19 protein-coding genes and 1 pseudogene are annotated in these 23,670 nt (G+C 43.3%); 10 read left to right on the plus strand and 10 right to left on the minus strand.

The window, feature by feature from the left end:
• Positions 1–97: 97 nt before the first annotated feature.
• Together QUA53_RS21385 and QUA53_RS21390 are read left to right on the plus strand one after the other, a co-directional pair.
• Entirely contained in the window at positions 98–1,144 is a 1,047-nt protein-coding gene (locus QUA53_RS21385; RefSeq protein ID WP_333099758.1) for an FAD-dependent monooxygenase, read from the plus strand.
• Between the two features lie 193 nt (positions 1,145–1,337).
• A complete protein-coding gene (locus tag QUA53_RS21390; RefSeq protein WP_333099756.1) occupies positions 1,338–2,603 on the plus strand; it encodes an alpha-L-fucosidase in 1,266 nt (421 codons plus the stop codon).
• Between the two features lie 1,134 nt (positions 2,604–3,737).
• Here the strand turns inward: QUA53_RS21390 and QUA53_RS21395 are convergent.
• Complete coding sequence (locus tag QUA53_RS21395) at positions 3,738–4,526, minus strand: class II glutamine amidotransferase (protein ID WP_333099754.1); 789 nt, start codon at positions 4,524–4,526, stop codon at positions 3,738–3,740.
• A 192-nt stretch (positions 4,527–4,718) separates the two neighbouring features.
• Here QUA53_RS21395 and QUA53_RS21400 point away from each other — a divergent pair, with 192 nt between their 5' ends.
• Complete coding sequence (locus QUA53_RS21400; RefSeq protein ID WP_333150845.1) at positions 4,719–4,901, plus strand: hypothetical protein; 183 nt, start codon at positions 4,719–4,721, stop codon at positions 4,899–4,901.
• A 260-nt stretch (positions 4,902–5,161) separates the two neighbouring features.
• Here QUA53_RS21400 and QUA53_RS21405 read toward each other — a convergent pair whose 3' ends face one another.
• Positions 5,162–5,311, minus strand: a complete 150-nt coding sequence (locus tag QUA53_RS21405; RefSeq protein ID WP_333099750.1) for a hypothetical protein — start codon at positions 5,309–5,311, stop codon at positions 5,162–5,164.
• A 34-nt stretch (positions 5,312–5,345) separates the two neighbouring features.
• Between QUA53_RS21405 and QUA53_RS21410 the strand changes: the two genes are divergently transcribed.
• Positions 5,346–7,265, plus strand: coding sequence for an iron uptake porin (locus QUA53_RS21410; protein WP_333099748.1), 1,920 nt, complete (start codon positions 5,346–5,348; stop codon positions 7,263–7,265).
• 875 nt (positions 7,266–8,140) lie between these two features.
• Here the strand turns inward: QUA53_RS21410 and QUA53_RS21415 are convergent.
• Both QUA53_RS21415 and QUA53_RS21420 read right to left on the minus strand, forming a co-directional pair.
• Positions 8,141–9,031, minus strand: coding sequence for a thermonuclease family protein (locus tag QUA53_RS21415; protein WP_333099744.1), 891 nt, complete (start codon positions 9,029–9,031; stop codon positions 8,141–8,143).
• A 96-nt stretch (positions 9,032–9,127) separates the two neighbouring features.
• A complete protein-coding gene (locus QUA53_RS21420) occupies positions 9,128–9,706 on the minus strand; it encodes an ACP phosphodiesterase (RefSeq protein WP_333075001.1) in 579 nt (192 codons plus the stop codon).
• Positions 9,707–9,749: 43 nt separating this feature from the next.
• Between QUA53_RS21420 and QUA53_RS21425 the strand changes: the two genes are divergently transcribed.
• Complete coding sequence (locus tag QUA53_RS21425; RefSeq protein WP_333099742.1) at positions 9,750–9,995, plus strand: hypothetical protein; 246 nt, start codon at positions 9,750–9,752, stop codon at positions 9,993–9,995.
• 141 nt (positions 9,996–10,136) lie between these two features.
• On the opposite strand, the gene acs is transcribed toward QUA53_RS21425, so the two are convergent.
• On the minus strand, positions 10,137–12,107 hold the full coding sequence (gene acs / locus QUA53_RS21430) for an acetate--CoA ligase (protein ID WP_333099740.1): 1,971 nt from the start codon (positions 12,105–12,107) through the stop codon (positions 10,137–10,139).
• Positions 12,108–12,398: 291 nt separating this feature from the next.
• Here acs and QUA53_RS21435 point away from each other — a divergent pair, with 291 nt between their 5' ends.
• Entirely contained in the window at positions 12,399–13,058 is a 660-nt protein-coding gene (locus QUA53_RS21435) for a restriction endonuclease subunit R (protein WP_333099738.1), read from the plus strand.
• A 243-nt stretch (positions 13,059–13,301) separates the two neighbouring features.
• Complete coding sequence (gene galT, locus QUA53_RS21440) at positions 13,302–14,324, plus strand: galactose-1-phosphate uridylyltransferase (RefSeq protein WP_333099736.1); 1,023 nt, start codon at positions 13,302–13,304, stop codon at positions 14,322–14,324.
• 420 nt (positions 14,325–14,744) lie between these two features.
• On the opposite strand, the gene QUA53_RS21445 is transcribed toward galT, so the two are convergent.
• A complete protein-coding gene (locus tag QUA53_RS21445) occupies positions 14,745–15,029 on the minus strand; it encodes a hypothetical protein (RefSeq protein ID WP_333099735.1) in 285 nt (94 codons plus the stop codon).
• A gap of 156 nt (positions 15,030–15,185) precedes the next feature.
• Positions 15,186–16,163: an acetamidase/formamidase family protein gene (locus QUA53_RS21450; protein ID WP_333099734.1), complete on the minus strand. Its 978-nt coding sequence runs from the start codon at positions 16,161–16,163 to the stop codon at positions 15,186–15,188.
• A gap of 316 nt (positions 16,164–16,479) precedes the next feature.
• Here QUA53_RS21450 and QUA53_RS21455 point away from each other — a divergent pair, with 316 nt between their 5' ends.
• From QUA53_RS21455 to QUA53_RS21460, 3 genes and pseudogenes are all read left to right on the plus strand, one after another.
• On the plus strand, positions 16,480–18,276 hold the full coding sequence (locus QUA53_RS21455) for a metallophosphoesterase (RefSeq protein ID WP_333099732.1): 1,797 nt from the start codon (positions 16,480–16,482) through the stop codon (positions 18,274–18,276).
• A 253-nt stretch (positions 18,277–18,529) separates the two neighbouring features.
• Complete coding sequence (locus tag QUA53_RS29305; RefSeq protein WP_445304976.1) at positions 18,530–18,703, plus strand: transposase family protein; 174 nt, start codon at positions 18,530–18,532, stop codon at positions 18,701–18,703.
• Between the two features lie 76 nt (positions 18,704–18,779).
• Positions 18,780–19,800, plus strand: a pseudogene (locus QUA53_RS21460) (IS4 family transposase).
• Positions 19,801–20,312: 512 nt separating this feature from the next.
• On the opposite strand, the gene QUA53_RS21465 reads toward QUA53_RS21460, so the two are convergent.
• From QUA53_RS21465 to QUA53_RS21475, 3 genes are all read right to left on the minus strand, one after another.
• A complete protein-coding gene (locus QUA53_RS21465) occupies positions 20,313–20,615 on the minus strand; it encodes a hypothetical protein (protein ID WP_333099730.1) in 303 nt (100 codons plus the stop codon).
• A gap of 268 nt (positions 20,616–20,883) precedes the next feature.
• Positions 20,884–22,620 carry a sulfatase-like hydrolase/transferase gene (locus tag QUA53_RS21470; protein WP_333099728.1) on the minus strand — a complete coding sequence of 579 codons (1,737 nt, stop codon included), beginning with the start codon at positions 22,618–22,620 and terminating at the stop codon, positions 20,884–20,886.
• A gap of 321 nt (positions 22,621–22,941) precedes the next feature.
• Positions 22,942–23,439: a peptidoglycan-binding protein gene (locus QUA53_RS21475; RefSeq protein WP_333099725.1), complete on the minus strand. Its 498-nt coding sequence runs from the start codon at positions 23,437–23,439 to the stop codon at positions 22,942–22,944.
• Between the last annotated feature and the right edge of the window lie 231 nt (positions 23,440–23,670).

Raw genomic sequence — 23,670 nt, forward strand, 5'->3', positions numbered from 1 at the left:
AGGAGCCGTGTGAAGAGAAATTTTCACGCACGGTTTTGGAGAGCGGCGGCGCTCGTGAGAGTGTCGCCGACTTTAATCTTTGCGCGTCTACAAGCTTTTGCAATCAGGGCAGATTTACCAGCGTTTCTACCAGCAGGGAGGCAAGATCCTTAAAGGTGGGTTTTTTGATCAAAAAGCGGAACCCCTCTACATTAACGCTCCTCAATTCATAGGCGAAGATGACTTGGGTGTGTGCCTCCTGCGACCGGAACTTCAGCAAATTTTATTTGAAGCTTTGCCAGAGGGAACGGTGCGGACTGGCGTTGCCTTTGAGAAATTTGAGGACACGGGCAACGGCATTCGGGTATTTTTCTCTGATGGTCGCACTGCTGAGGGTGACATCTTAGTCGGTGCTGATGGTCTTTACTCCAAGGTACGCGCTAGTCTTAACGGTAGGGAGCGGTTAGAGGAGCCTGTGTACAGTGGGACTTGCTGCTGGAGAGGCTACTTTGATGGCTCTGGCTTACCACTAGATCCACAATACAGTTGGGCCGAATTCTGGGGTCAGGGCCATCGCTTTGGCTACTTCGATGTCGGTGGCGGTCGGTTTGCTTTCTATGCTTTCAACAATACCCCAGCGGGCGGTAATGACGATGGGCTGGGCGGTTCCTTGAATGCCTTGCGCTCCCTATTTAAAGGCTATGCTGACCCAGTACCAGCTATCATCGAAACTCTCGACGGGCAGAAGATTTACCGAGATGATATTGTCGATCGGCCACCGCTGGGAACCCAATGGGGGCAAGGGCGAGTTACCTTAATCGGGGATGCCGCGCACCCAGTTCAACCGAATATCGGTCAAGGGGGCTGTATGGCGGTGGAAGACTCTTTTGAACTAGCGAAACTCCTATGTACTAGCCGAAGTGGTGGCGATACTGTTCCTTCCCTATTGCGGCAGTTTGAAGGCAGCCGCACTCAGCGAGTTACTCGCGTTTTCGATACTTCCAGACAAATAGGGAAATTGGGGCAGGCGGATACGGCGATCGGATGTTTGTTGCGGAACGGCATTTACAAGCTCACTCCTACTTGGTTGGCTGACTTGCAGTTCAAATGGTTGTTTGATTACCAACCTCAATGGAATCATACCCGTACAAATCATTTAGAATAAGTTTGACATTGGGAAACACAAAATACTCCCTCAGTTTCCCAACGATTACCATTGTTAGAAACCTCTGTGGCGTTACATTTGGGGCAGCTCATTTCAGCCCCATTCGACAAAGAAGTTTACCCTAGGTTATTCATTTTACCTGAGAGTAAACATTACTCTTTCAGCTATACCGCCTATATTTCAGGGTAAACCAATGACTCAAGAAAACAACTGGTTTGAGACAGCACGATTGGGAATGTTTGTTCACTGGAGCCATAGCAGCCAGTGTGGGTACGAAGTATCTTGGCCGTTGGTCGGAGGCGTCTTTAGCTTGCCGTACTGCCAAGATGTTCCGGTAGCGGACTATCACCGCACCGCCCAAACTTTCAATCCGACTGAATACAACCCTCAAAGTTGGGCTAATTTAGCGAAACGTTTGGGGATGCAGTATGTGATTTTGACGGCTAAACATCATGATGGATTTTCCTTATTTCATACCCAGCAATCCGACTTTTCTATCGAGTATGCGCCGTACAAAAAAGATATTGTCCGAGAATTTGTGGAGGCGATGCGGGCGGAGGGTTTGCGAATTGGGTTGTATTTTTCCTTGATTGACTGGCATTACCCTGACTATCCGGCTTTCACAGAAGCCGACAAACCGTATCAGTTTGGGAAATTTCGACAGCCAACGAGTTCTCAGTGGGACCGCTACCTAGAATTTATGTTCGCTCAAGTCAAAGAATTGTTGAGCAACTACGGAAAGATTGACTTGCTTTGGTTTGATGGCGGTTGGGAACGAAAACCAGAGCAATGGCAAGCTAAACAGCTACATGAAATGATTCGATCGCTGCAACCGCATTTGCTAATCAACGATCGCCTCCCTGGATTTGGAGACTTCGATACCTGCGAGCAATTCATTCCCCCCCAACCGCCTCAACGTACTTGGGAAGCTTGCCTAACTCTGAATGAAAGCTGGGGTTACAACCCGAAGGACACCCAATTCAAGTCAGCTCGCCAACTTATTCATACCCTCTGTGAAGTTGCAGGTAAAGGTGGCAATCTGCTGTTGAATGTCAGTCCAATGGGCAATGGGCAGATTCAATCTGAACAATTGGATTTGTTGCAATTTGTAGAAGACTGGATGGCTGTCCATGCCCAGAGTATTGTAGGAACACAGCCTGGACTGGAACCTTGGCAATTCTACGGCCCTTCTACTCGGCGGGGCAATCGCTTTTACTTATTCTTGCTGATGAAGCCCTACGAGTCAGTAACAGTACGAGGTGTACCCATTAAACGGATTCAAGACGTTTCTAAAGTCGCTGGAGGGGAATCATTACAATACTCAACTCGCTGTGCGATTGTCGATTCTATGTTAAGTGCCGATCCTCTTGGGGAGTTAACGATTCAAGTGCCTGAACAAGCTCTCGATTCCTATGCTACGGTGATTGCAGTTGATATTGCTCCAGCCAACGATCCTTAGAACAAGATTTGGCCAGTGTAGCGATCGCACTTCTTCACTTCCTACCCCAGGAGCCGATCGCATCCAGCTCAATCTCACGATCGCACTTTGGGTTCCATCTTATACAAATCATTCAGAATAAGCTTGACCGAAAGGAAAAGTGAAATACTCTGTCAGTTTCCCAATGCGATAATTGGTCGTCCTCCATAGTCAGGGTTAAGAGAGTTTTTCAATAACTTCAAAACTCGTTAGAATGATGGATAAAATTCCTCCTGATAGCTGCCAATATACTTTGAAAGTTTTTTACAAAAAGCCAGCGTTTTTCTCACCCATCTACAGAGCCTATACCTCCGAGTATTATTAATTTTTTATAAGTCATAAATTTTCCCACTATCCTTGTCTTTCCCTTTGTGTCTTTTGCTATAAAAAACTGCGGACTAAGAGCTTCCAAAATCTGTATGACTGACAGCAAATTGCCTCAGCCAGTGGTAATAAATTCCATAATTTCCTAGCTTCCTTCTCATCTCGCTGCCCAATATATGCTATAGAAATAAATTTTTTTAGAGCATCTCTAGCCAGTTCTTTCTACTGCTTATTACCTTATTCACTCTGATGAACTTCTATCTATCAGAAATTTTCGTTATTGTGGAATAGGTTGATGTTGGGGGTTAATGACAAACTGTCAGAGACAGTCTTTACCTTTAAATTTTTGCTTTTCACTATGATTCAGACCATTTTTTATGACATTTTTACAACGGCAAAGCGGACAATTCATAAAGAAGGAAGTTAAGAAAGTAGAACTAAATAATTCTACCGGCTTTCCATAACTATGCACCGCTACCAAATTATTAAAGCCTTGTGGATTTGAATTGAGCAACTTTAAGAAGTTTAAAATTAGAGCTTTGATTAGCTGGCGGTTTCCTACACTCACTTTAGCATAGTAAGTACGAAAGATCCGTTTGATTATTTGCCAACAGTTAACAGGAGGATGGAGAAGGTGTTGGAGGAACAAACCTGTGAAAACCTTTATGCTCTGCCTGGTCAGTTTAACAACTATATCTTATCGATTTGTCCCTTGGCTGCAAGATAATGGTGACGTGCGTCATAAACAGCAGGTTATGGCTTTGTTTAGGCTTTAAGTTTGTTTGAGTCCCGTTAACTTAACTCCAGCAGCCCAGAAGAGACCGGCAAACCATCCTGAAATACCAGCAATTCTCCAGGCTGAATTTGCGTCCAAACTTCGTTATCTGTCAGCGGAAAAGTGGCAATAACAGCCACGCGATCGTCCTCATTGGTCAATTCCCGAAAATCGACTGTTATATCTTCGTCGATCGAGTGAGCGCTAGCAAAAGGTGCTTGTCGCACAATATAATGCAAATTAGTAGAACAGTGGATAAACAAGTGTTCTCCATCGGAAAGTAAATAATTAAAAATTCCGTGTTCTGCCAAAGTTTTAGTAATTTCCTCCAGTACCTGGTAAATTTTCGCTAAAGCAGGCTTACTATGAGGAAAAGTGGAGCGCAGCTTTTCTAATATTAAACAAAATGCTTTTTCACTGTCAGTTTTGCCCACAGGTTTGTAAACTCCGGCACATTCTGGATAAAAATTTTCAAGATTTCCGTTGTGAGCAAACACCCAATAACGTCCCCAAAGTTCCCGAATAAAAGGGTGGCAGTTTTCCAGAGCAATTTCGCCTTGCGTAGCTTTGCGGATGTGAGCAATGACGTTAGTTGAATGAATGGGATAGCGACGCACTACTTCTGCAACCGGAGAAGCAATCGCAGGTTTAGAGTCTATAAAAAGACGACATCCCAAACCTTCAAAGAAAGCAATTCCCCAACCGTCTTGATGAACGTCGGTTTTGCCCCCCCTTGCAGAAAAACCCTCAAAAGAAAAGCAAATATCTGTCGGAACATTGCAGTTCATTCCCAGTAATTGGCACATAGCTTTTAAGTCTCTGGAGTGTGGATCGATCGCGCAGCTATTGGCAGCTACAGATTTGCGGTGATAATATTATAGTATTAACGGGTTAAATAAGTTAAATACACTTAATATTTTGGCTGGATCAATGGTAGTGAGACTGAAGCCAAAAACTTGGCGATAGCTAAAAAAATCGCTCGTGTTTCCTTGGGAACGATGTTAACCGATAAATCGCTATACACTTTTTCCAGTGTAGACAGCGAGTATAAAATATTAGCCGATATCCGGGATGGAATTGATAGGACTTTGATGGTTTGGCAGCACCGTTTGAATGCCTTTAACAATCAGCCGGTCATTCACATTATCAAAAATCATGGAAAAATTAGTTTGCTTAAATGATCGGGGAACTGAATCTGGTGTTTATGAATGGTGCTGTAAAAGATGATATCTAATGTATAAAAAGCTAATTAATGGTGTATTTTGGTATCGATTATATCTGCCCCCACATCATTAATATTACTACTTAACTATCCTAGCGATAAAGAGATGTTTTAATTAAAATTAAAGCAATGGCACAGGAATGTCTGAGGAAATAATATCGCAGATTTTTAATTTTTCCTTCATTATAAAATCTGTTAAAAAAAACGGGAACCGGATAGTCAATCAGGCGTCACATAGGTGAAGAAACCGAGGACAGCAGTTTGACTCGTGCGTCGGTTTTGGGAGAAGGAATGCAATTTACGATCGCCCTTCATCTCGAATAGTGCATGAAGCCTAGCTATCCCGTCGGGAATCGCGCTTTTTCTCACTTTTTTTGCTGTAAGCTCACAAAGTATAAATAATATGAAAAATCACAACTGCGATCGACCAATTTGGAAAATCCTTAGCAGCTTAATATTAGGATTGGGATTGCAGGCATTATTCAGCATTCCAGCCTTAGCAGAAACGACTGATCCTGAAACAACAGCCAATAGTCCAAATTCGGAAGATCCAGTTAATGAATGGTATCAATTACCCGCACCGACAAATAATTTCCCGGAGAATTTCGATCGAGATTACGATCGCAAATTAGTCGAAAAAGCTGACAATGTAGAGGAAACTTCACCGATAAACCGCACATCGGAGCCACCCGTACCTATCGCGAGTGAGATAGAAACTCACGTATCCGAAGCCAGCGAAACGCAGCCCGCCCCAATACCCGCATTAGTGGAAGAAAATAAATTAGAAAGTCCCCCGTTAATTTACCAGGCTGAAAACTCGATAGAACAAGTTACATCAGTTTCCCAACTCAGCGACGTACAGCCCACAGACTGGGCATTTCAAGCACTGCAATCCTTAGTAGAGAAATACGGCTGCATAGCTGGATACCCCGACGGAAGCTATCGCGGAAACCGCGCTATAACTCGCTATGAATTTGCAGCAGGAGTCAATGCTTGTTTAGATACAATCCGCGAGTCCATCGCCAAATCAACTGAAAGTATAGCTAAGCGAGACGACTTAATAAAACTGCAAAAATTGCAAGAAGAATTTGCAGCAGAAATTGCCACAATCAGAGGCAGAGTGGATGTGCTAGAAGCGCGAACTAGCGAACTAGAAGCCAATCAATTTTCGACCACAACTAAACTGTCGGGATTCACAATTTTTGGAATACAAGGGCGCACGCCCAACCGTGCGGATCGGACTCCCAGAGACGGCAAAAGAGATACCAAAGACCCCGGTACAAATGTCAACATTATCAACCTAAATCAATTCTACTTAACCACTCAATTTAGTCCTCGCAGTAACTTATTAATAGGTTTTTACAACCAGAACGGCAGCAATTCACCACAATTAACCGAAGACGTAAACCTTGCTTATAATGTAGCCGAAACTTCTGGATTAACTGTCAGCGACCTCAACTACCGCTTTCTGGTCGGTGACAAATTGGCAGTGTTTGCAGGGACAGCAGGAGTTAACATGATTACCGCTTTTCGAGGGCCGAATCGGGCAGAAAGTGCAGCTTCGGGCCCCCTTTCTGCCTTCGCCCAAAGAAACCCAATTTTGAACACTGGTTTGGGTTTAGGCGGCATCGGCATTGACTGGCAATTTGCGAAGCGAGCCAGTTTGCAAGCAGTTTATTCAACTAACATTTCTGGATTTTTTGTCAGTTCTAACGGGCCTAGGGGACACAATACATTTGGTGTACAACTAACTCTGACACCAGCAGATCCAGTTGATTTGACTATTTATTATGTTAACGATTATTCGCCCGACGGGAATCTGATTAGTTTGGCAGGGGATAGCCAATTAACTGCCATTAATCCTAACACAAATAAGTCTGCTTCTCTGGAAACCCATGCAGTGGGAACAAGTTTAAATTGGCGCCTTTCATCGCGAGTTTCTCTGGGAGCTTGGGCTGGTTATACTAATTCTCGCATTCCGGGTAAATCTGGTACGATAGCAACTACAAATTATATGGTTTTTGTAAATTTCCCCGATTTGTTTAAAGCCGGAAATTTAGGAGGAATTTATATCGGGCAACCGCCTAAAATTGTCAGCAGCAATTTACCTACAGGCAATAACGTTCCTGATTTTTTAGATACGGGTTTAGGGCGATCGGGCGGGCAACCCGGAACCACTACTCATGTAGAGGTATTCTACCGCTGGCAGGTGAATGATAATATCAGCGTCACCCCTGGATTGATCTTGATTTTTCAACCCGGTCACACTCCCGATAGCGACCCGATCTCAGTTGGTGTATTGAGAACTTCATTCTCCTTTTAAGAGTTTAATCCTGTGAGGGCGGGTTTAGTAGAGCACCAATTGCAAACAATTTTGGCGAACCCGCCCCGGAAGAACGAACCACAAGAAAATTTAATTTAATTTTGTGGAACCGACATCCTGCCTGTTAAGCGAGAAAGGTATTATTCGGTAAGCCGACAGTAATTAAAACCCCAGGCCAGCGGGATTTCCTAAAATTTTTTCTCAGTAAAAACCCGCTATCTTTACTGCAACTTTACATTTAGTAGTAATTTCCCCGTTTTTATCTTTTTTTCATACATACAAATACTTAATTATTAAGTTCAAAAAAATACGCATAAACACGCTTGAAACATAAGTTTTCCTAACTTAATCTATTATTAGGAGCATTACTAATAGTTCTTAAGTTTAGGTTTAGATAAATATGATTAAATCAACGGGCTATTTTGGGTTTCTTAGCTTGGCTGTAATTTATGCTATGACTGCCTATCCGTGTCAGGCACAAACCACTGTCAAATCGCAGACAAATGTCAATGCAACACAGGAGATTACAATTACCGAATCACCAAATCTTGCTAACACTTCTGCCAGTCCTCTCTGGAAAAATCCTAACATTTCTAAATCTTTTACCGTCTCAGAATTGAATAGCACACCTTCTACCTCTAGTCCTTCTATAACCACTCCTCAAAATCAATCTGCACGCACAAATCCATTAGGATGTAGATTTTTCACGACTCCTTCTATGGAGCAATAAATTTTCCTGCACCTCTGGACAAAAAATATTATGCCTGAATAGATGGCGATCTTTTTTTAGCATCGCCCTCTATTTGTGCTATCTTACTTCCTAATGAAATTATCTATAGCAAAAAGGATTGATAAAATTAACTCTAGTTAAAATATTATCGGGGAAAGTCTGAAAGTTGTTTGATATCCTTCAAAACTATTTGAGGCTTCCCTTTGTACTGTTCTACCTTCCCACTGACATACACATATCCCCGTCCCAGGCCCGCATAACGCTTCTCAATTAGCCGCTTCAAGGGAGCTCTTTCATCAGTTTTAGCATCGGGTATCCACAAATCTAATTTATGATACACTGAACCAGCATAAATTAGAGCGCTCCCACCGATCCATTTAGTAATTCCCGCCTGCAAATCGCAGAAAACAGTAATAGATTTAGCTCTCTCAGAAGCCGCTAATATTTTCGGGTAGTGCAACCTCAAAGAAAGCGCTCCTACCGTTGCTTCCGACAACCGAAACTCTTCCACAATTGAGGCGCGCATCGACCACCAAGGCAGTAAATTAGCATAATTGCGAGAGGGGATTTTGGCATTGATAACCGGATTCCAAATCATCAGATTGTAAGCTTTTGCTGCGGATTCTGCCTCAGTCATTGGGCGGTGATACAATCTGGAGCGCCCGTATTTCACGAAGTAGGGACTCCAGCCTTCTTCAATCAGTTTAAGATTGTAATTTTCTGCGTCTTTATGTACGTAACAGAGGAGACGCCCGTAGTTGTCGCGGTGTTTTTGTAGAGCCACTTCAACCGAATCGTCTGTATCAAATTCTATGTCAATTTGAGCAAGTCCACCATCTGCTGTGGCGAAGTATTTTTTAGCCATTTCTGAAGCTGCTTTCCCCGCCGCAGTTACAGGTTTGGAGCCTCCCGAATGACTTTCTTCTGTATCGACGCAAATCAGGCGCAGAGACTCGGTTTTGCCGTTGAGAGAAATTTTGATGCTGTCGCCATCAACTACTTTAGTTATTTGCAGGTTCGGAATTCTGGTTGCCATATTTTGAACCCTTTTGCATTTGAGATTTCATGCAGGTATCGCTTGGATTATACACGAGTTCGTTATCGCTAGCAACAAGAATTTTTGTTTATTATATTAAAATTTGCCAACAGTCGCGTATTTTATTAAATCAGGAAAAAAATCCCGAAAATCCGATTCTAAGCGTTGATAGTTAGCTGTCAAATCTTCTATGCCACTTGCCAAGTTATTTGTCCGTTTGAGCCGCGCCGACATTCTTGTAAGAGTGATGCCGATTTCGGCAATTTCCTGATAAGATGAAAGCAAGTCGCGGGCAATTATTGTGGGCAACACCCGCTGGAGAGAGTCAGGTAATATATCGCGGTTGTCTTGCAGGATTTTATAGACATCCTGAGAAAAATCCCGGAGCGGAATTTCTGAATACTCCAGCCAATTTTTAGCTAAGAAGTGGTCGTAAAACACGTCAATCAAAACTCCCGCAAACCTTCGTCTGTGAGAAGAAACAAGGCTTTTACTCGATCGCACTATTGGGTGAGAGTCCGTGTAGCTATCTACTTTGCGGTGCAAATCGATGCCCTTTCTAATTTCCTCGGAATAAAGGTTGACGGCCGAACCTTTGACAAAATCTCCTAAGAGGTTGCCAATCAGGGATTCTGGCGTGCCTTCTGATAAGAATAGATGAGCCAAATAATTCATTGCTACAGTAAAAATATCTAAGATAGCATAAGGAGAAAGAATTATGGCTGTTCTAGAATGTGTAAAACCGGGTGCTAAACTCGGTCAAATTATTCTTGCCGTCGATCTTACTGTTGCCGGTGCTGTCCATCGCGTTTTGGCAAAAATTCAAGACTTGGGATCTCACCCAAAAATTCGTCATGTCAACTATTCGTCTGGAGTTAGCGTCTTGTCTTGGCAATTCTCAAAGACGAACAGCACAAGCAAGCAGTTGATGATGACTACTTGCTGGAGGATTGGCTACAGGTAAGGTCTGAAATTAACGCCGCTGCCGTTCATCTGTGGAGCGGCAAATAAGCTACTAAACAATTATCTAAAACCGCAGATAAATGCAGATAATTATTAAACTTATCCGCGTTTATCTGCGTTTATCTGCACTTACAAAATACCCCTACGCACCACCCCGCAATTTATCCAAAACCGTCCGGTCTTCCAAGGTTGAAGTATCCCCAGAAACCTCTTCTCCCGCAGCTAAAGAACGCAGCAATCGGCGCATAATTTTGCCGCTTCGGGTTTTCGGCAAAGCATCGGTAAATCGAATTTCGCCGGGACGGGCGATCGCCCCAATTTCCTTAACCACGTGCTGCTTCAATTCCTTAGCCAATTCATCGCTAGGTTGCTGCGAGTTGTCCAGCGTGACAAAAGCCACAATGTCCTCACCTTTAATCTCGTCGGGTTTACCAACAACCGCAGCTTCCGCCACCGCTGGATGCGATACCAAAGCTGACTCTACTTCCATTGTGCCCAGTCGGTGTCCGGCCACATTAATTACATCGTCAACGCGACCCATTACCCAGAAATAACCGTCTTTGTCCTTGTGCGCGCCGTCCCCTGCAAAGTACACAAATTCGCCATCTTTCGGGTGCAAATATTCCCAATAAGTGCGACGGAAGCGGTCTGGATCGTTGTAAAGTGTACGCATCATTCCCGGCCAAGGATGTTTCACCACTAAATAACCGCCGCTTTCGTTAGTTACTGGTTCGCCCTCTTGGTCAACAACATCGACCATAATTCCGGGGAACGGTAGGGTTGCAGAACCGGGTTTTGTAGGAATTGCACCGGGCAAAGCGGTAATCATAATTCCCCCGGTTTCTGTTTGCCACCAAGTATCGACGATCGGACAATTTGAGTTGCCAATTACGCGCTGATACCACATCCAAGCTTCGGGATTGATGGGTTCGCCGACGGTTCCTAACAATCGTAAAGATGACAAATTGCGCGCATTCGGCAAGTGTTCGCCCATTTTCATAAAGGTGCGAATTGCGGTTGGTGCAGTGTAGAAAACTGTGACGCCGTATTTTTCAATTACATCCCAAAAACAGCCGGGATTAGAAGGGCGAGGAGCACCTTCATACATTAAAGTTGTCGCACCGTTGGATAGCGGGCCGTAGAGAATATAACTATGTCCAGTAATCCAGCCGACATCAGCAGTACACCAGTAAACATCGGTATCTTGGAGGTCGAATATCCACTTGGTTGTCATGTGGGTATAAAGGTTATAACCACCGGTTGTATGGACGACTCCTTTCGGTTTTCCGGTACTTCCAGAAGTGTAAAGAATGAACAGCAAATCTTCGCTATCCATCGGTTCTGCCGGACAGTCAGCGGATGCACCTTTTTGCAATTCATGCCACCAGCGATCGCGCCCTGGTTCCATGTCAATTTGCTGCTTGGTGCGCTGAACTACCAGAACGTTGGTAACGCTGGGTACGGCATTATTTGCTAGTGCTTTGTCTACTTGTGTTTTGAGCCCGACGGCGGTATCTTTGCGGAAGCCTCCGTCGGCGGTGATGACGAGTTTTGCTTGGCCGTCGTTGAGCCGATCGCGCAAAGCTTCTGCACTAAATCCGCCAAAAACAACGCTGTGTACGGCACCGATTCTGGCGCAGGCTAGCATGGCGATCGCAGCTTCGGGAATCATGGGCATATAAATGCCGACGCGATCGCCCTTTTGAACTCCCAATTCCTTAATCACATTTGCCATTTGGCAGACTTCGCGGTGGAGTTGCGCGTAGGTGAGGGTGCGAGAGTCTCCGGGTTCGCCTTCCCAAATCAGGGCGGCTTTATTTTTGCGCCAAGTGGTTAAGTGGCGATCGAGACAATTGTAAGAAATATTAATTTTACCGTTGACAAACCATTTAGCAAAAGGCGGCTGCCAGTCGAGCACGGTATCCCAGTTTTGGAACCAGTGCAATTCTTGGGCAGCGAGTTCTGCCCAGAATGCTTGGGGGTCAGCTTTGGCTTTGTCGTAGAGGGCTTGGTATTCTTCTAGGCTTTTGATGTGAGCTTTTTGGGAGAATTCAGCGGGCGGCTGAAATAGGCGTTTTTCTTGCAGAATTGACTCGATCGTATCTTGTGACATTGCTTTTAACTTTAACTTCGGTTCGTCTTTTTAACTATTGTTTGCATAAGTTGGGACCAAAGTATGTTTATTTTCCTTAAGACTTTGGGAAATTTTGTAAGAGGTTGAGATGTTGTTCTTTTTTTGCTCGCCGAGTAATGCCGATTAACGCAGATCTAGAGGATTTTTTAGCTTATTTAATAATTAATTATTCTTAGTAATTATTGGGTGACAAGTTTTTAAGTTATACTTTTTTGTAAATTAGATTAGCTATAATTTAGGTAGTTAGTTAAATTTAATTAAAGGAAAACTATGACGCAAAATTTAGAAGCAAGCCAACTCTCGCTAAATGACGTTCGCCGCCTGCTCAAATTGGAAGAGCGAGAAGGAGACGCCTTCACCGGTTTTTTCTCTTTGGAACCGCTGTCAGAATTAGAACAGCAGGAAATATTAAAAATTATAACTAACTTTCGACGCTACTTATCCGCCGGAAAAGTTTCAGAAGAACTGGTTAAGTTTTTAGTGCTTTCACCGTTAATGAGATTAGCAGGATTTTTTGATATTCCGATCGTGCTGACAATGGAAGATAGCATCCCGATCGAGGTTGAGGATGGGGATACTTTAATTAAAGGGCGCTTGGATATTTTAGCGGTAAATCAGCCGGATGCAGAGCTCGCGGCGGCACAGTTTTGGATTTTGGTAGTGGAGGCGAAAAATAGTGCGATCGATCCTTGGGCCGGTTTGCCGCAATTGCTGACTTATGCTTATAAAAGTTTGCAGCAGCAATCGTCTGTTTGGGGATTGACAACGAATGGACGTAACTATCAGTTTGTGTATCTGACGCGGGGCAATCCTTGCACTTATCAGATTTTACCAGACTTGAGTTTGACTGACAGGGAGCGATCGCTCTTGTTGGCGCAAGTGTTGAAAGCGATTTGCAAATTGCAGAATGTGCAGTTGCAGTTGGCTTAATCTCTGGGGTTAAAATCTGTGCTTACCCGTACTGCTTAGATAGATATTCTGTAACATCGGGGGAGACACCTTTAGTCGCTAATCGTCCTCTATCGCTGGTTTCAAATGTTGTTAACTTTTGTTGAGAAACTGCCGATTTAATTATAAATTAAGATTTGTAAAAAATTTACTCTAGTGAGTGACAAAATAAAAGTTTTTGTCTAAAATAAGACACAATTTGACCCGGAAACTGAAGGTAAGAAAATGTCTGAACTTAGACAAAATCTAATTACCAGAGATTGGGTAATCATCGCCACGGAACGGGCGACAAGACCGGATCAATTCGCTAACAAAAAAAAGTGGGCTGCCGTAGTGCCACCGCACCGTGCCGATTGCCCTTTTTGCGTGGGAAATGAGGAAGACGGAACCTTAGAAACTTGCCGTTTGGGCGATCGCACTGGCTGGAAAGTCAGGGCAATTTACAACAAATATCCCGCCCTCTCCCCGACAGCAGAATGGATGAGGATATCATCGGGAATTCACCGCACGATGGCGGGAATCGGCGTTCACGAGGTAATTGTCGAACACCCGCGACATGATTTGACGACAGCTTTGTTGAGTGTTAAAGAAGTTGCAAACATACTTTTAGTATACCGCCAGCGGTATGTAGAAATTAGAAAAAATCCCCACATTGAAACAATTATTATCTTCAAAAATCACGGGGAAAGTGCCGGAACTTCTCTCGAACACCCCCACTCGCAGATAGCAGCGACGCCCGTTGTACCCAGCCAATTTCGCAGCCGCATCGACGAAGCTATTAGATATTTTGATGACACGGGAGAATGTCTATTTTGCCGGACTTTGGAAGATGAATTAGCGGCGGAGGAAAGAGTGATTTGTGAGAGTGAACATTTTGTCGCTTTTATCCCTTACGCTGCACTTTCACCGTTTCACACGTGGATTTTTCCGCGCCGTCATTCCTCTTCGTTTGATGAAATAACTGATGGGGAAGTTGCCGATCTTGCTGATACTTTGAAAACTGTACTGGCTAAGCTTTATTACGGATTGAACAATCCCGATTATAACTATAATATTCGATCGGTGCCGATCGCCCAACGGGCAACAAAATACTTTCACTGGTATATTGCAATTATTCCCAGAGTTACTAAGCAAGCTGGGTTTGAGTTGGGTAGCGGGATGTTTATCAATACTGCTTTGCCCGAAGAAAGTGCGGCTTTTTTGCGATCGATTGAAATTCCTAGCGACAGTAATTTCTCCCCTATCTAAAGTATCCTACATCACAATAGTCCAATTTACTTCAAATTGGGGTGGAAATGCACGCAGCCACTCACTCTTAGTTGCGAGTCTGCGTTGAGAGAGGAAACTGATATCATATCGATTCCGGTTGCACTCCTTATCATTGTTGGCTGTTGACTGTGAGTCAAAAAAATGAAAATAGCGCGAATTATTTGTTGGCAGCTTGATTCGACTTTATGCCCGACTCCGGAAGCGCGGATTTGATATCATTCCGGCGCAGATGGAATTTATATTATTGGAGATTTGATATTTGAGATTAAAGAATTGCGCATAACGCATGCATGATCTAATGGGGTAGATCACCGGCCTAAAGTTGGATTCTTTTGTTAAACTGGTATAACTTACGTTCTCAAGTTATGAACGTACAAATACTTGTGGGTTTTACCAAACTCACAATAAACTTTCGACATAATGCCAGCCGTCGTCGCTAAAAGTAGCTCTCAACATATCTCTAATTTTGGCATCGATCGATAATACCCCCTCACCAGAGTCAACATTATCGCCGATTTCGCAACTGTCTTCAGACATATGTTCTTGGATGTGTGCCAGAGTATCGGCGAAATTAGCCAGAAAATAATGTTCGTGCACCCACGCTGTCGGATCTGGTATTGCTGCATTCCCAAAAGCTCGATCGACTAAATCTTTTTTGGCAACATCGTCAGTCTGGTTTTTCATGTTGAGTTCGATTTAGGTAGAACTGGTAACTTATATCATTTTAAGCTTAATTGTCAACAGGATCGCGATCCAGATCGACCACAGCAGTGACAAATTGGTGTCGTTTGTGCGATCGCGATCCTAATTATTTGGTCGATCGCGTGTTATCATTTTACCTCAAACTCCGTGACCAATAATTTTCCCTTCGGGCAAAATACACTTGGGCATCATTCCGTGAACTCCTTTTTGGGGATTGTTGACAGCCTGAGTAATCCGAAAATTTACCGCAATGGAACACAAAACATAAGCATCTTCCTCTTGGAAACCTGCAAACTTTTGCAGCCAATAAACCGTCTGTTTTACCGCCATCTCAAACGCTTCATCTAATGTTCTACCAAATCCCATAATTACAATATGAGTGGGCGTTTCTGCAAACGGAAACATCAAAATAAAATCCTTGCGTAAGATGATTTTAATAGTCCCGTTCATCGAAGTTTCTATAGCAGTACCGTCAACTTCACCGTCTCCTTGTGCCGAATGTCCGTCGCCGATGGACAGTAAACCGCCGCGCATAAAAACAGGTAAAAATAACCGCGTTCCTGCTTGGAGTTCCTGATTGTCCAGATTGCCACCGTAGCGCTCTGGAGGAATAGAAGAACGGTTGATTTCTGAATTTGCAACGCCGATAATTCCAAAAAAAGGATGCAGGGGAATCCGAATGTCGCTACCTGGGGGAAATTCAGCAGTTTTTTGCGGTAAATCTAGCGGAATAAAACGCAATTTAGGTTCTGGAAAATAATCAGGTAATGCTCCCCATCCGGCGCGAATTGCATTAAATCCTACTGGCAAACTTGGGTAAACATTCTCAATGTGAATTTCTAAAACGTCTCCCGGTTCGGCATTGTTAACATAAATCGGGCCTGTCAGCAAGTGGGGCCCAGGGCCAACTTTGCGGTTGGGAGGCAAATTCTGACAAATATCTAAAAATTCCGGCGTTTGAAATTCCGGCGGCGCTTTGTCAGCAACATAATATCCTGAATAGGTTTCGATGTCGATGCGATCGCCTGAATCCACCCTTAAAGCAGGTTCGATATTCGGAGAGAAACCGCCCAAGTGTACGGTTTTGCAGTTAGCCTTGAGAAGGTGGCGAGTCATGAGATTTTAGATTTTAGATTTTAGATTGAAGGAAGGGTGTTAAGAATGTTATATCGCAAGTCTCAATCATTTTTGAGAGTTTTTTTTAATGAACCGCAGAGGGCGCAGAGGGCGCTGAGAAAGAGAATGGAGAGAGCACAAGAGGTCAAAAAATGGTTGAGGTTTGTTTGATGTGAGATATTTTACTATTTTCTTAACTTTGTGATCGCGTTGGTAGTTTAAAATTTAAAGTTAGCGGCGCGGGTTTATATGTATTTGGGGGGGGGAGTTGCGTTTGGCTGGTGAAACCCCCCCTACAACTAATGACTAATGAATTATGTTAACGCCTTTGCCCAATAAAGTAGAAAGTTCTCAAGGTTATTCTCGCAATCCCTGGTTTTTTGCTGTTTTGATTTTGATTGTCCTCTTGCTAGGTTTCATTATGCCATCTAACCTCAACGAACCTCAGCTTTTAACCGATCCGTTTTTGCAAGTCCCAACAGCAAACTCGGTGCGAGTTGTCTGGTTCACCGAGTTTGGCGGTACTCGCAACACTGTTGCTTACGGCGAAAATTTGAATCAAGTTGTGATGGCAAATACTACTAAGCTAAGCCGCACTCGCGAAGACAAAGACTCGCGCATCTCCGATGAAATGAAACAAAGCATAATTGACAGCAATCCAATTGTCCGCGACATCTGGCGCCACGAAGCAGAAGTCTCCAATTTAATGCCCGGTGTTCGCATTCCTTATCGAGTCACTAGCGAAAGGAAAGACGGCGCATCTGTCAGCAGCAAAGTTTTCACTCTTTCTCCGACACCAGCAGCAGGAAGGTCGCTCAAAATCCTCCTAACTTCCGACCATCAATTGATGCCTATGACAGCAGCAAATCTCCAGAAAGTAGCCGAAACAATTGGGAGAGTTGACGCGGTTTTCATGGCTGGGGATTTAATTAATATACCCGATCGCGCTTCCGAATGGTTTGACGACGACCGAGGCCGCGCCTTCTTTGCCGCTATGCAAGGTCGCGCATTTTCCGAACTGGACAAAAACGGTATCAAAACCGTTTACAGCGGCGGCGAACTGATCCAACACGCGCCTTTATTCCCCGCCATTGGCAATCACGAAATCATGGGCAGGTTTGCAACCAACAGCACACTCTATGACCAATTTAGTGATCCTTTTCCCCGCGCCGCTGCCGAGAAAATCTACGCTCAACGTGCTGCCTCTTTGAATCCCAATAATGACCCTTCCGTGCGGGAAATATGGCTAAAAAACAATAGTTTTAATAGCGATACCTATGACGAAATTTTCAATTTGCCGGGAGGCAAAAATTACTATGCTGTGACTTTTGGGGAAGTGCGGTTAGTGACTTTGTACGTTGCGAATATCTGGCGGACTCCGAATTTAGATGCGGGTGCGAGAGGCAGGTATCGGGAACGAGACGCAGATTTTAATAATCCCGAAAAATGGGGATACGGACAGCATATTTTTGAGCCTATTGTCAAGGGCAGCGCTCAATATAATTGGCTGCAACAAGAGTTAAAGAGTTCGGAATTCCAGCAGGCAAAATATAAAATTGTGATGTTTCACTACCCGCCACATTCTCTGGGTGACAATATTGTACCTGCTTATACTGATCCAGTGCAAATAGTCGATCGCGCTGAGAATGGCGAGATTAAAATGGTGCGTTACGAGTATCCGAAACAGCAAGATTATCTGATTCGGGATGTAGTGCAACTGCTAGAAACAGCGGGGGTGCAGTTGGTATTTTACGGACATTCGTACTTGTGGAATCGGTTTGTAAGTTCCAGCGGAATGCACTTTTTGGAGACTTCTAATGTTGGCAACAGTTACGGTGCTTTTGTGGGGGAAAAGCGCCGATTTGTGCCGCCGGGATATCGGGAAGATTACAGCGCTATTGGAGACCCGAACGGATTGGAACCTGTGGTGCCGACTGTTGCGCCTTTGTTGGGAGAAGATAGGCTGCCCCTGCCGTATATTGATAGCAATGATATTACGGCTTTTACTATTTTTGATACGGGGGAAGGTACGGTTAGTAGCTACTATTTTGATACGCGGAAACCGGAGTCGGAAGTGGTGAAGTTTGATGAGTTTAAGTTGAAAAATTCGTAAATTGATTTAGTAGGGACAGGGCAGTGTTCAAAAGTCTCAGCTTAAGACTAAAACCCTCTATTTCTCTCGTTTATATCTAAGTCTAGATCCCCCTAAATCCCCCTTAAGAAGGGGGACTTTGAAGACTCCAGTCCCCCCCTTGTTAAGGGGGGTTAGGCAGGGTGGATTAATTATCACAGGATAAAGGTCTCATAGAAGAGGCGATCGCGTATTTGGAACTTGTAAGACTATCAAGTCATGGAGTGCATCAACAATGAATTTAATTGAAGCAATTAAATCTGTTCCCGACCATCGACAACCGAGAGGAATCAGACATCCTTTATGGCTGATACTAACAATAATTTTATTAGGCAGTTGTACGGGATATTGGGGCTATAAGCCCTTGGTTCATTTTACCACAAATCATCGAGCCACCCAAAAGTATTGAAAGTGAATAAATAAGTGATATAAATTGCCCAAAATCGGTTAAAATTGGGCTAAATATAAAAAAATATCTATTAATAATGATTCTAAATCACTTTCCCAAGATTGTCAAAGATATCCTCAAAGGGCTCCCAAAAAATGATTATCCAGTTTTGAATAGCCGCCTTTTGGTCGAGTGTTGGTTAGCTTATGTCCTGGATAATAGCTTAACTCGTCAAGCGCGATTTGTTTAAACCGATAAACCCTATAGGATTTGAGGTTGATATTTCAACATTTTCCAAGGCTAACACTCATCGAAGTCAAGAACCATTCCGAAAGATTTATAAGCAATTGAATCAATTATTCCCAACGCAACTCACAAAAAAATGCCTAATACATACGCCATTTCTCCAATTGATTCAATAATTATTACATTGACAAGTAAATTATTATGGATCCTAGGTCATCCAAAGAGTTAAAGTTTTTACTACCCTCAATTTATCGACAGGGAGTCCCGACGATAACCTCATTAACTTTGGACAGGCTCATGATTATAATTTGGGTTCAAAGATGATGTCTAAACTGCCAGGAAATGCTGTGGAAGTAATGGAATTAGGATGTGCCTGACTAAAGTTTATTCAATAATTAATCCAAGATAACAAATATTTTATGTTGCGGATTAACAACAATTGGAAGTTAGAATTTTAGTCAGAAAGTAGGTTGATAATAATTGGTTCATTAACCGATGCTCGCTTTTATAGAATGGTAAATTTTTGTGATGTAGATACCAAAAGTGAGTTTCGCTTAGTCACTAATTTATCGGATGATGGAGAGGCGGCAGTTTCTGATGATGAAATTAGGGAGATATATCGCTTAAAATGGGAGTAGAATTGTTCTGGAAGTTTTTAAAGGTGCACCTAAAACTTGATAGATTGATTAGCAAAAGTTTGAATTGTATTACCATACAACTTTATACTAGGCTAATTGCATATCTAATTTTACTACTGATATCTATTGCCGCGCCATGGTAACAAACTATTAGACAAAATGCGCTATCTTCAAGCTTGTATGTGTCAGAAAATTAGTTGTGTTCATTGGTTTGAGGAACTCATGTTTTCTTGAAATGTTTACCTGGTTAGTCTTGCTCTATCTGAATCTGTAAAGTTTTGTATCAATATTCAACATTTCTAGTTTATTAATTGCTGCTACTGTACCTCATAACATCCGGAAGTGCTGTATCTGCTATCTCCACAAGTGCTGTTTTTGTGGAAAATTGTGGCTGAGGCAAGTTTTGAGTTCCCTTGTTATCATTAGCCACTTTTTACGCATCCCAATTAATCATTAGTGGCAGATGACTTATGTATTGATAATTCCAGTATATAAAACTTAAGCTACAACAATTATTTGTAGTTTCAGACAAGTTTAGTTGGTATTTTCTGTCATCAGCATTCCACTTTTCGGTAATCAGCTTGATAGGGTCTTGCCTTTGCAGGTTAATCGCCCAAACCCTTGATTGCTATCAGGTTGGCTGTGGCTTGAGAAGCTCCAGTCGTGACCGGTTAAGAAACTGGAGCGAATGTCTATGGGCTAATCTACGCAATTCAACAGAGAAGGGCTGTTAAAGCCATCTTAAATTAGTGGGATTTGTCAATAGAAAGAGCAGCCTGAACATCTTGATAAACAGAGCGTAAATGCTGGAGTAACTCTTGTTGGGACAACTCATGAATCTGAAGCTCTCTGATCAAGAACGCCAGCCTTTGTAAGGCACCATTGTGAATTTCTGCCTCAAGCAGCTCGATTAACTGTTGCTGTGTTAGCAGTTGTTGTTCCAAACAACGCATTCGTCGCCACCAACAAAGTTCATGATAGACAACGCCCGCAATTAATCCCGCTGTACCAAAGATAATTAGGCTGGACACAAGAGTTATCTTATCCATTAGTCTTCCTCCTTCCCTGCTTCATCAAAAAAAAGGTGAAGTCTAACCAGACTTCACCTGGCTTAAATTAGGAATTGCTAAGTCAGCCTTATTAACTTTTCCGGAGTGGTTCTTCTAGAACTGACTAGGTATTATTCCTAACAATTCCATCAGCGCTTAAAGCCAAAATTGATGGTGTTTAACAGTGGCTTCGGAATCAGGCATGGGGTTTTTATACCGCACCGCCGATTTCAGGTTTCCCAAAATTTTTGATCTATGTGGGGCGAAGCTACAAATTAGCAATTGCAGCATTTAACGCCAGGAGTTGTTCATCTGTTTTATCCAGCCTGCTTTTTGTCCTGGTTGTCTGGTCGGCGAAGGACAAATAGTCTTTTAAGGCTTGTTGTTGCACGGCTTGCAGTTCGGGTGTAGGTAGAGGTTTACGCAATTCATTGGGAATAGCGTCGTTAAAGAGATGGCTCACCAGTTGAGAGTACAATCTAAGTTCAGAGTTCCTGACGTTATCTAATTCCTGCTTTCCTCTAGCTGTACTGTAGTTGTAAAGTTCTGCTTCCATACCTTTGGTTTGAATATCGATGGTGCCAGAACGCCAGAAGTTATAAGCTCCTAGTTTCGCTTTGTCTGTGCGATATCCAATTACATGATTTGGAGCATCGCCGGCGAGTAGCAAAGCGCCCAACAAATCTAAGATCAGTTCATCTGTCGTATGAAGAATGTAAGGGCGACCTGACGCATTTGGTTGGCGCAGGATTTGGGCAATATCCAAGCGTGTCTTTAAATGCGAGAATGCCTGTTGGGTACGCCATCTATTATCTCCACTAGCGAGGGTAAGTAACAAGGGAACAATATCTACGCTAGAGCAAAGTTGTGTCCGTTCTGTTCCTGGGGTGGAAACCCACTGTTTAGTTGGGTCTTTGATGTAAAGAGGAACGTTAATTGATTCTTCATAGACAGCAGCACTTTTACCGCGCAACCCGTGAGAACCGCCATACTCGCCGTGGTCTGAGGTAAACACGACGATCGTATTTTGGGCAAATGGGGATTTTTCTAAACTATCAAGTGCTTTCCCGATTTGAGCGTCCACAAATTGTTGGAATAGTAGGTATGAATCCAACAGTTTCAGCCAGGGTTCTCCGAATTTAGGCGGTAAGTAGCCAGCCCCTAAGTTTGCTGCTCGGCGGAATGCTTCTTGCAAGCGGGGCTTTTTCGCTAACCCGATGGGGTTTTCAAAGTTGGGAATTTTATCTTTGAAGACACTTGGCGGGTTGCTTTCTGCGGGTATGTCCTTCGTTCCTTGGGGGTACCAAGAAATGTCATGGGGGTTGATTAAGCTGATGGTCGTACACCAAGGAGTCTTTCTGGCTTCGTTGGAATTGAGCCACTCGGTAAACTGTTCGGTGGATTTAATTCCTTGAGGAGGCGTACCGCCTTTGACAATATAAGGGTCTACTTCTAAACCTTCTCCGGGATTACCATTGGGGGAAGGATAAGTTCCGCCACTAAATCCGTAGGGTTCTAGGGAATCTCCGGTGGATAAATGCCATTTACCGAACCACCACGTACTGTAACCAAAGTTGTCTCGCAACAGTTTTCCCCAGGTAGGAAAGCCAGGATTAAGACTTGGCGCTGGCGCTGGAAAGAGTATGCTACTACTCTCACCACCATCATTCAAATGCGTATCCATCACAAATGTTTGGTGGGAGTATAAACCTGTCACCAATGTGCCGCGAGCGGCCGTGCAGGCTGTTGCTGCTGTATAGTACCGCGTGAAGTTGACTGAACTCTTTCGCAATTTCGCGATCGCGGGTAGATATTTGTCGAGAGTGGCTTGTGCTGGAAACCATTGGGGAGTGCGTAGTTGGTCTACGACAATCACCAGGATATTGGGCTTTTTATATCCCGATGTTTGTGCAATTGCCGGACTGTCGGATTTATTTACAATTTGAGAGCCAATTAGTGCAGCTCCTGCCAAACCCGTTGCTGATAGAAATGTTCGCCTTTTCATGTTCTTGATTTAATTGTACGAAACATAAGAAATCTAAAGAGTACGAGATAACTTTCCAAGAAAAAGGGGAGTAGGTAGCAGGGAATGAAGGAAGAGGCTTTCATTCTTTACCTGTGAAACTCAAAAAATTCTTGAAGCCTAAAACTAGGATTGGAGTCAGTATCATCTGGGTTGAACATTGGCATCATAGCGATGATTTCCTTATTCGGAAATATTTCATGTGTAAATTTTAATCAGGATTCACCTTTGATTAAAATTTATTCGGGCAACCTTAATAAAACTTCACCTTGCTTAAATTAGGAGTTGCCAGTGTCAGCCGTGTTAGCTTTTTAAGAGTGCGTCTTCGAGTAATAACCAGGTGTTATTTCCTACAATACCATCAGCAGTTAGCCAGAAATCTGATTGAAAGCCTTTCACTCGTGTCGTGGTTTTATTGCCGAAATCGCCATCTACAGCTATCGTCATACTTCCTGATTTTCCTTGCCTTTTGGCTTGATTGAGGCGTGCCTGTAGATATTTCACTTCCGAAGGATTGTTGCTTTTGCTTTGGCTCAAGGTAGAGTGCATTTTGTTGGAATAAGGAACGATAGCGTCAAGGTAACTCCAAGTTGGTGAATCAACAATGCCATTAACTTTCAGGCAGCAATCAGCTTGAAACTTTTTGACATACTCAGTAGTAATATCACCAAAGTAGCCATCGACACTGATATAGCTGTGGTAAAAAAGATTGAGTTGTTGTTGCAAGTATTTAACTTGATTGGCCTCATTGTTATTACTGCCAGGGGTTAAGGTGGAGTGAGTTGTTTGGTCAGCGTGCATTGTTTTTTTCCCAAAATCAATGTTGTTGGTCTTTGATAATTCCAGTATCCAAACCTCCAGAAGCTTTCATCATTGGTAGTTTCGGACAAGTTGAGCTGGTATTTTCGGTCAGGTGCATGGTAGTTTTCGGTAATCACCCGATCGACCCCATTGATGACAGGCAGATTAGATATATTTACTCATTGACAAAAGTTCCACTTTCTTAATATGTCCCGAATCGATAGGGCTTAA

Source organism: Microcoleus sp. Pol12B3, from assembly GCF_036701355.1.
GTDB lineage: Bacteria > Cyanobacteriota > Cyanobacteriia > Cyanobacteriales > Microcoleaceae > Microcoleus.

Bases quoted from the DNA above. Each gene is read 5' to 3' on its own strand.
- QUA53_RS21390 (WP_333099756.1), top strand. From the start codon at position 1,338: ATGACTCAAGAAAACAACTGGTTTGAGACAGCACGATTGGGAATGTTT.
- QUA53_RS21395 (WP_333099754.1), bottom strand. From the start codon at position 4,526: ATGTGCCAATTACTGGGAATGAACTGCAATGTTCCGACAGATATTTGC.
- QUA53_RS21400 (WP_333150845.1), top strand. From the start codon at position 4,719: ATGTTAACCGATAAATCGCTATACACTTTTTCCAGTGTAGACAGCGAG.
- QUA53_RS21410 (WP_333099748.1), top strand. From the start codon at position 5,346: ATGAAAAATCACAACTGCGATCGACCAATTTGGAAAATCCTTAGCAGC.
- QUA53_RS21415 (WP_333099744.1), bottom strand. From the start codon at position 9,031: ATGGCAACCAGAATTCCGAACCTGCAAATAACTAAAGTAGTTGATGGC.
- QUA53_RS21420 (WP_333075001.1), bottom strand. From the start codon at position 9,706: ATGAATTATTTGGCTCATCTATTCTTATCAGAAGGCACGCCAGAATCC.
- QUA53_RS21425 (WP_333099742.1), top strand. From the start codon at position 9,750: ATGGCTGTTCTAGAATGTGTAAAACCGGGTGCTAAACTCGGTCAAATT.
- acs (WP_333099740.1), bottom strand. From the start codon at position 12,107: ATGTCACAAGATACGATCGAGTCAATTCTGCAAGAAAAACGCCTATTT.
- QUA53_RS21435 (WP_333099738.1), top strand. From the start codon at position 12,399: ATGACGCAAAATTTAGAAGCAAGCCAACTCTCGCTAAATGACGTTCGC.
- galT (WP_333099736.1), top strand. From the start codon at position 13,302: ATGTCTGAACTTAGACAAAATCTAATTACCAGAGATTGGGTAATCATC.
- QUA53_RS21445 (WP_333099735.1), bottom strand. From the start codon at position 15,029: ATGAAAAACCAGACTGACGATGTTGCCAAAAAAGATTTAGTCGATCGA.
- QUA53_RS21450 (WP_333099734.1), bottom strand. From the start codon at position 16,163: ATGACTCGCCACCTTCTCAAGGCTAACTGCAAAACCGTACACTTGGGC.
- QUA53_RS21455 (WP_333099732.1), top strand. From the start codon at position 16,480: ATGTTAACGCCTTTGCCCAATAAAGTAGAAAGTTCTCAAGGTTATTCT.
- QUA53_RS29305 (WP_445304976.1), top strand. From the start codon at position 18,530: ATGAATTTAATTGAAGCAATTAAATCTGTTCCCGACCATCGACAACCG.
- QUA53_RS21465 (WP_333099730.1), bottom strand. From the start codon at position 20,615: ATGGATAAGATAACTCTTGTGTCCAGCCTAATTATCTTTGGTACAGCG.
- QUA53_RS21470 (WP_333099728.1), bottom strand. From the start codon at position 22,620: ATGAAAAGGCGAACATTTCTATCAGCAACGGGTTTGGCAGGAGCTGCA.
- QUA53_RS21475 (WP_333099725.1), bottom strand. From the start codon at position 23,439: ATGCACGCTGACCAAACAACTCACTCCACCTTAACCCCTGGCAGTAAT.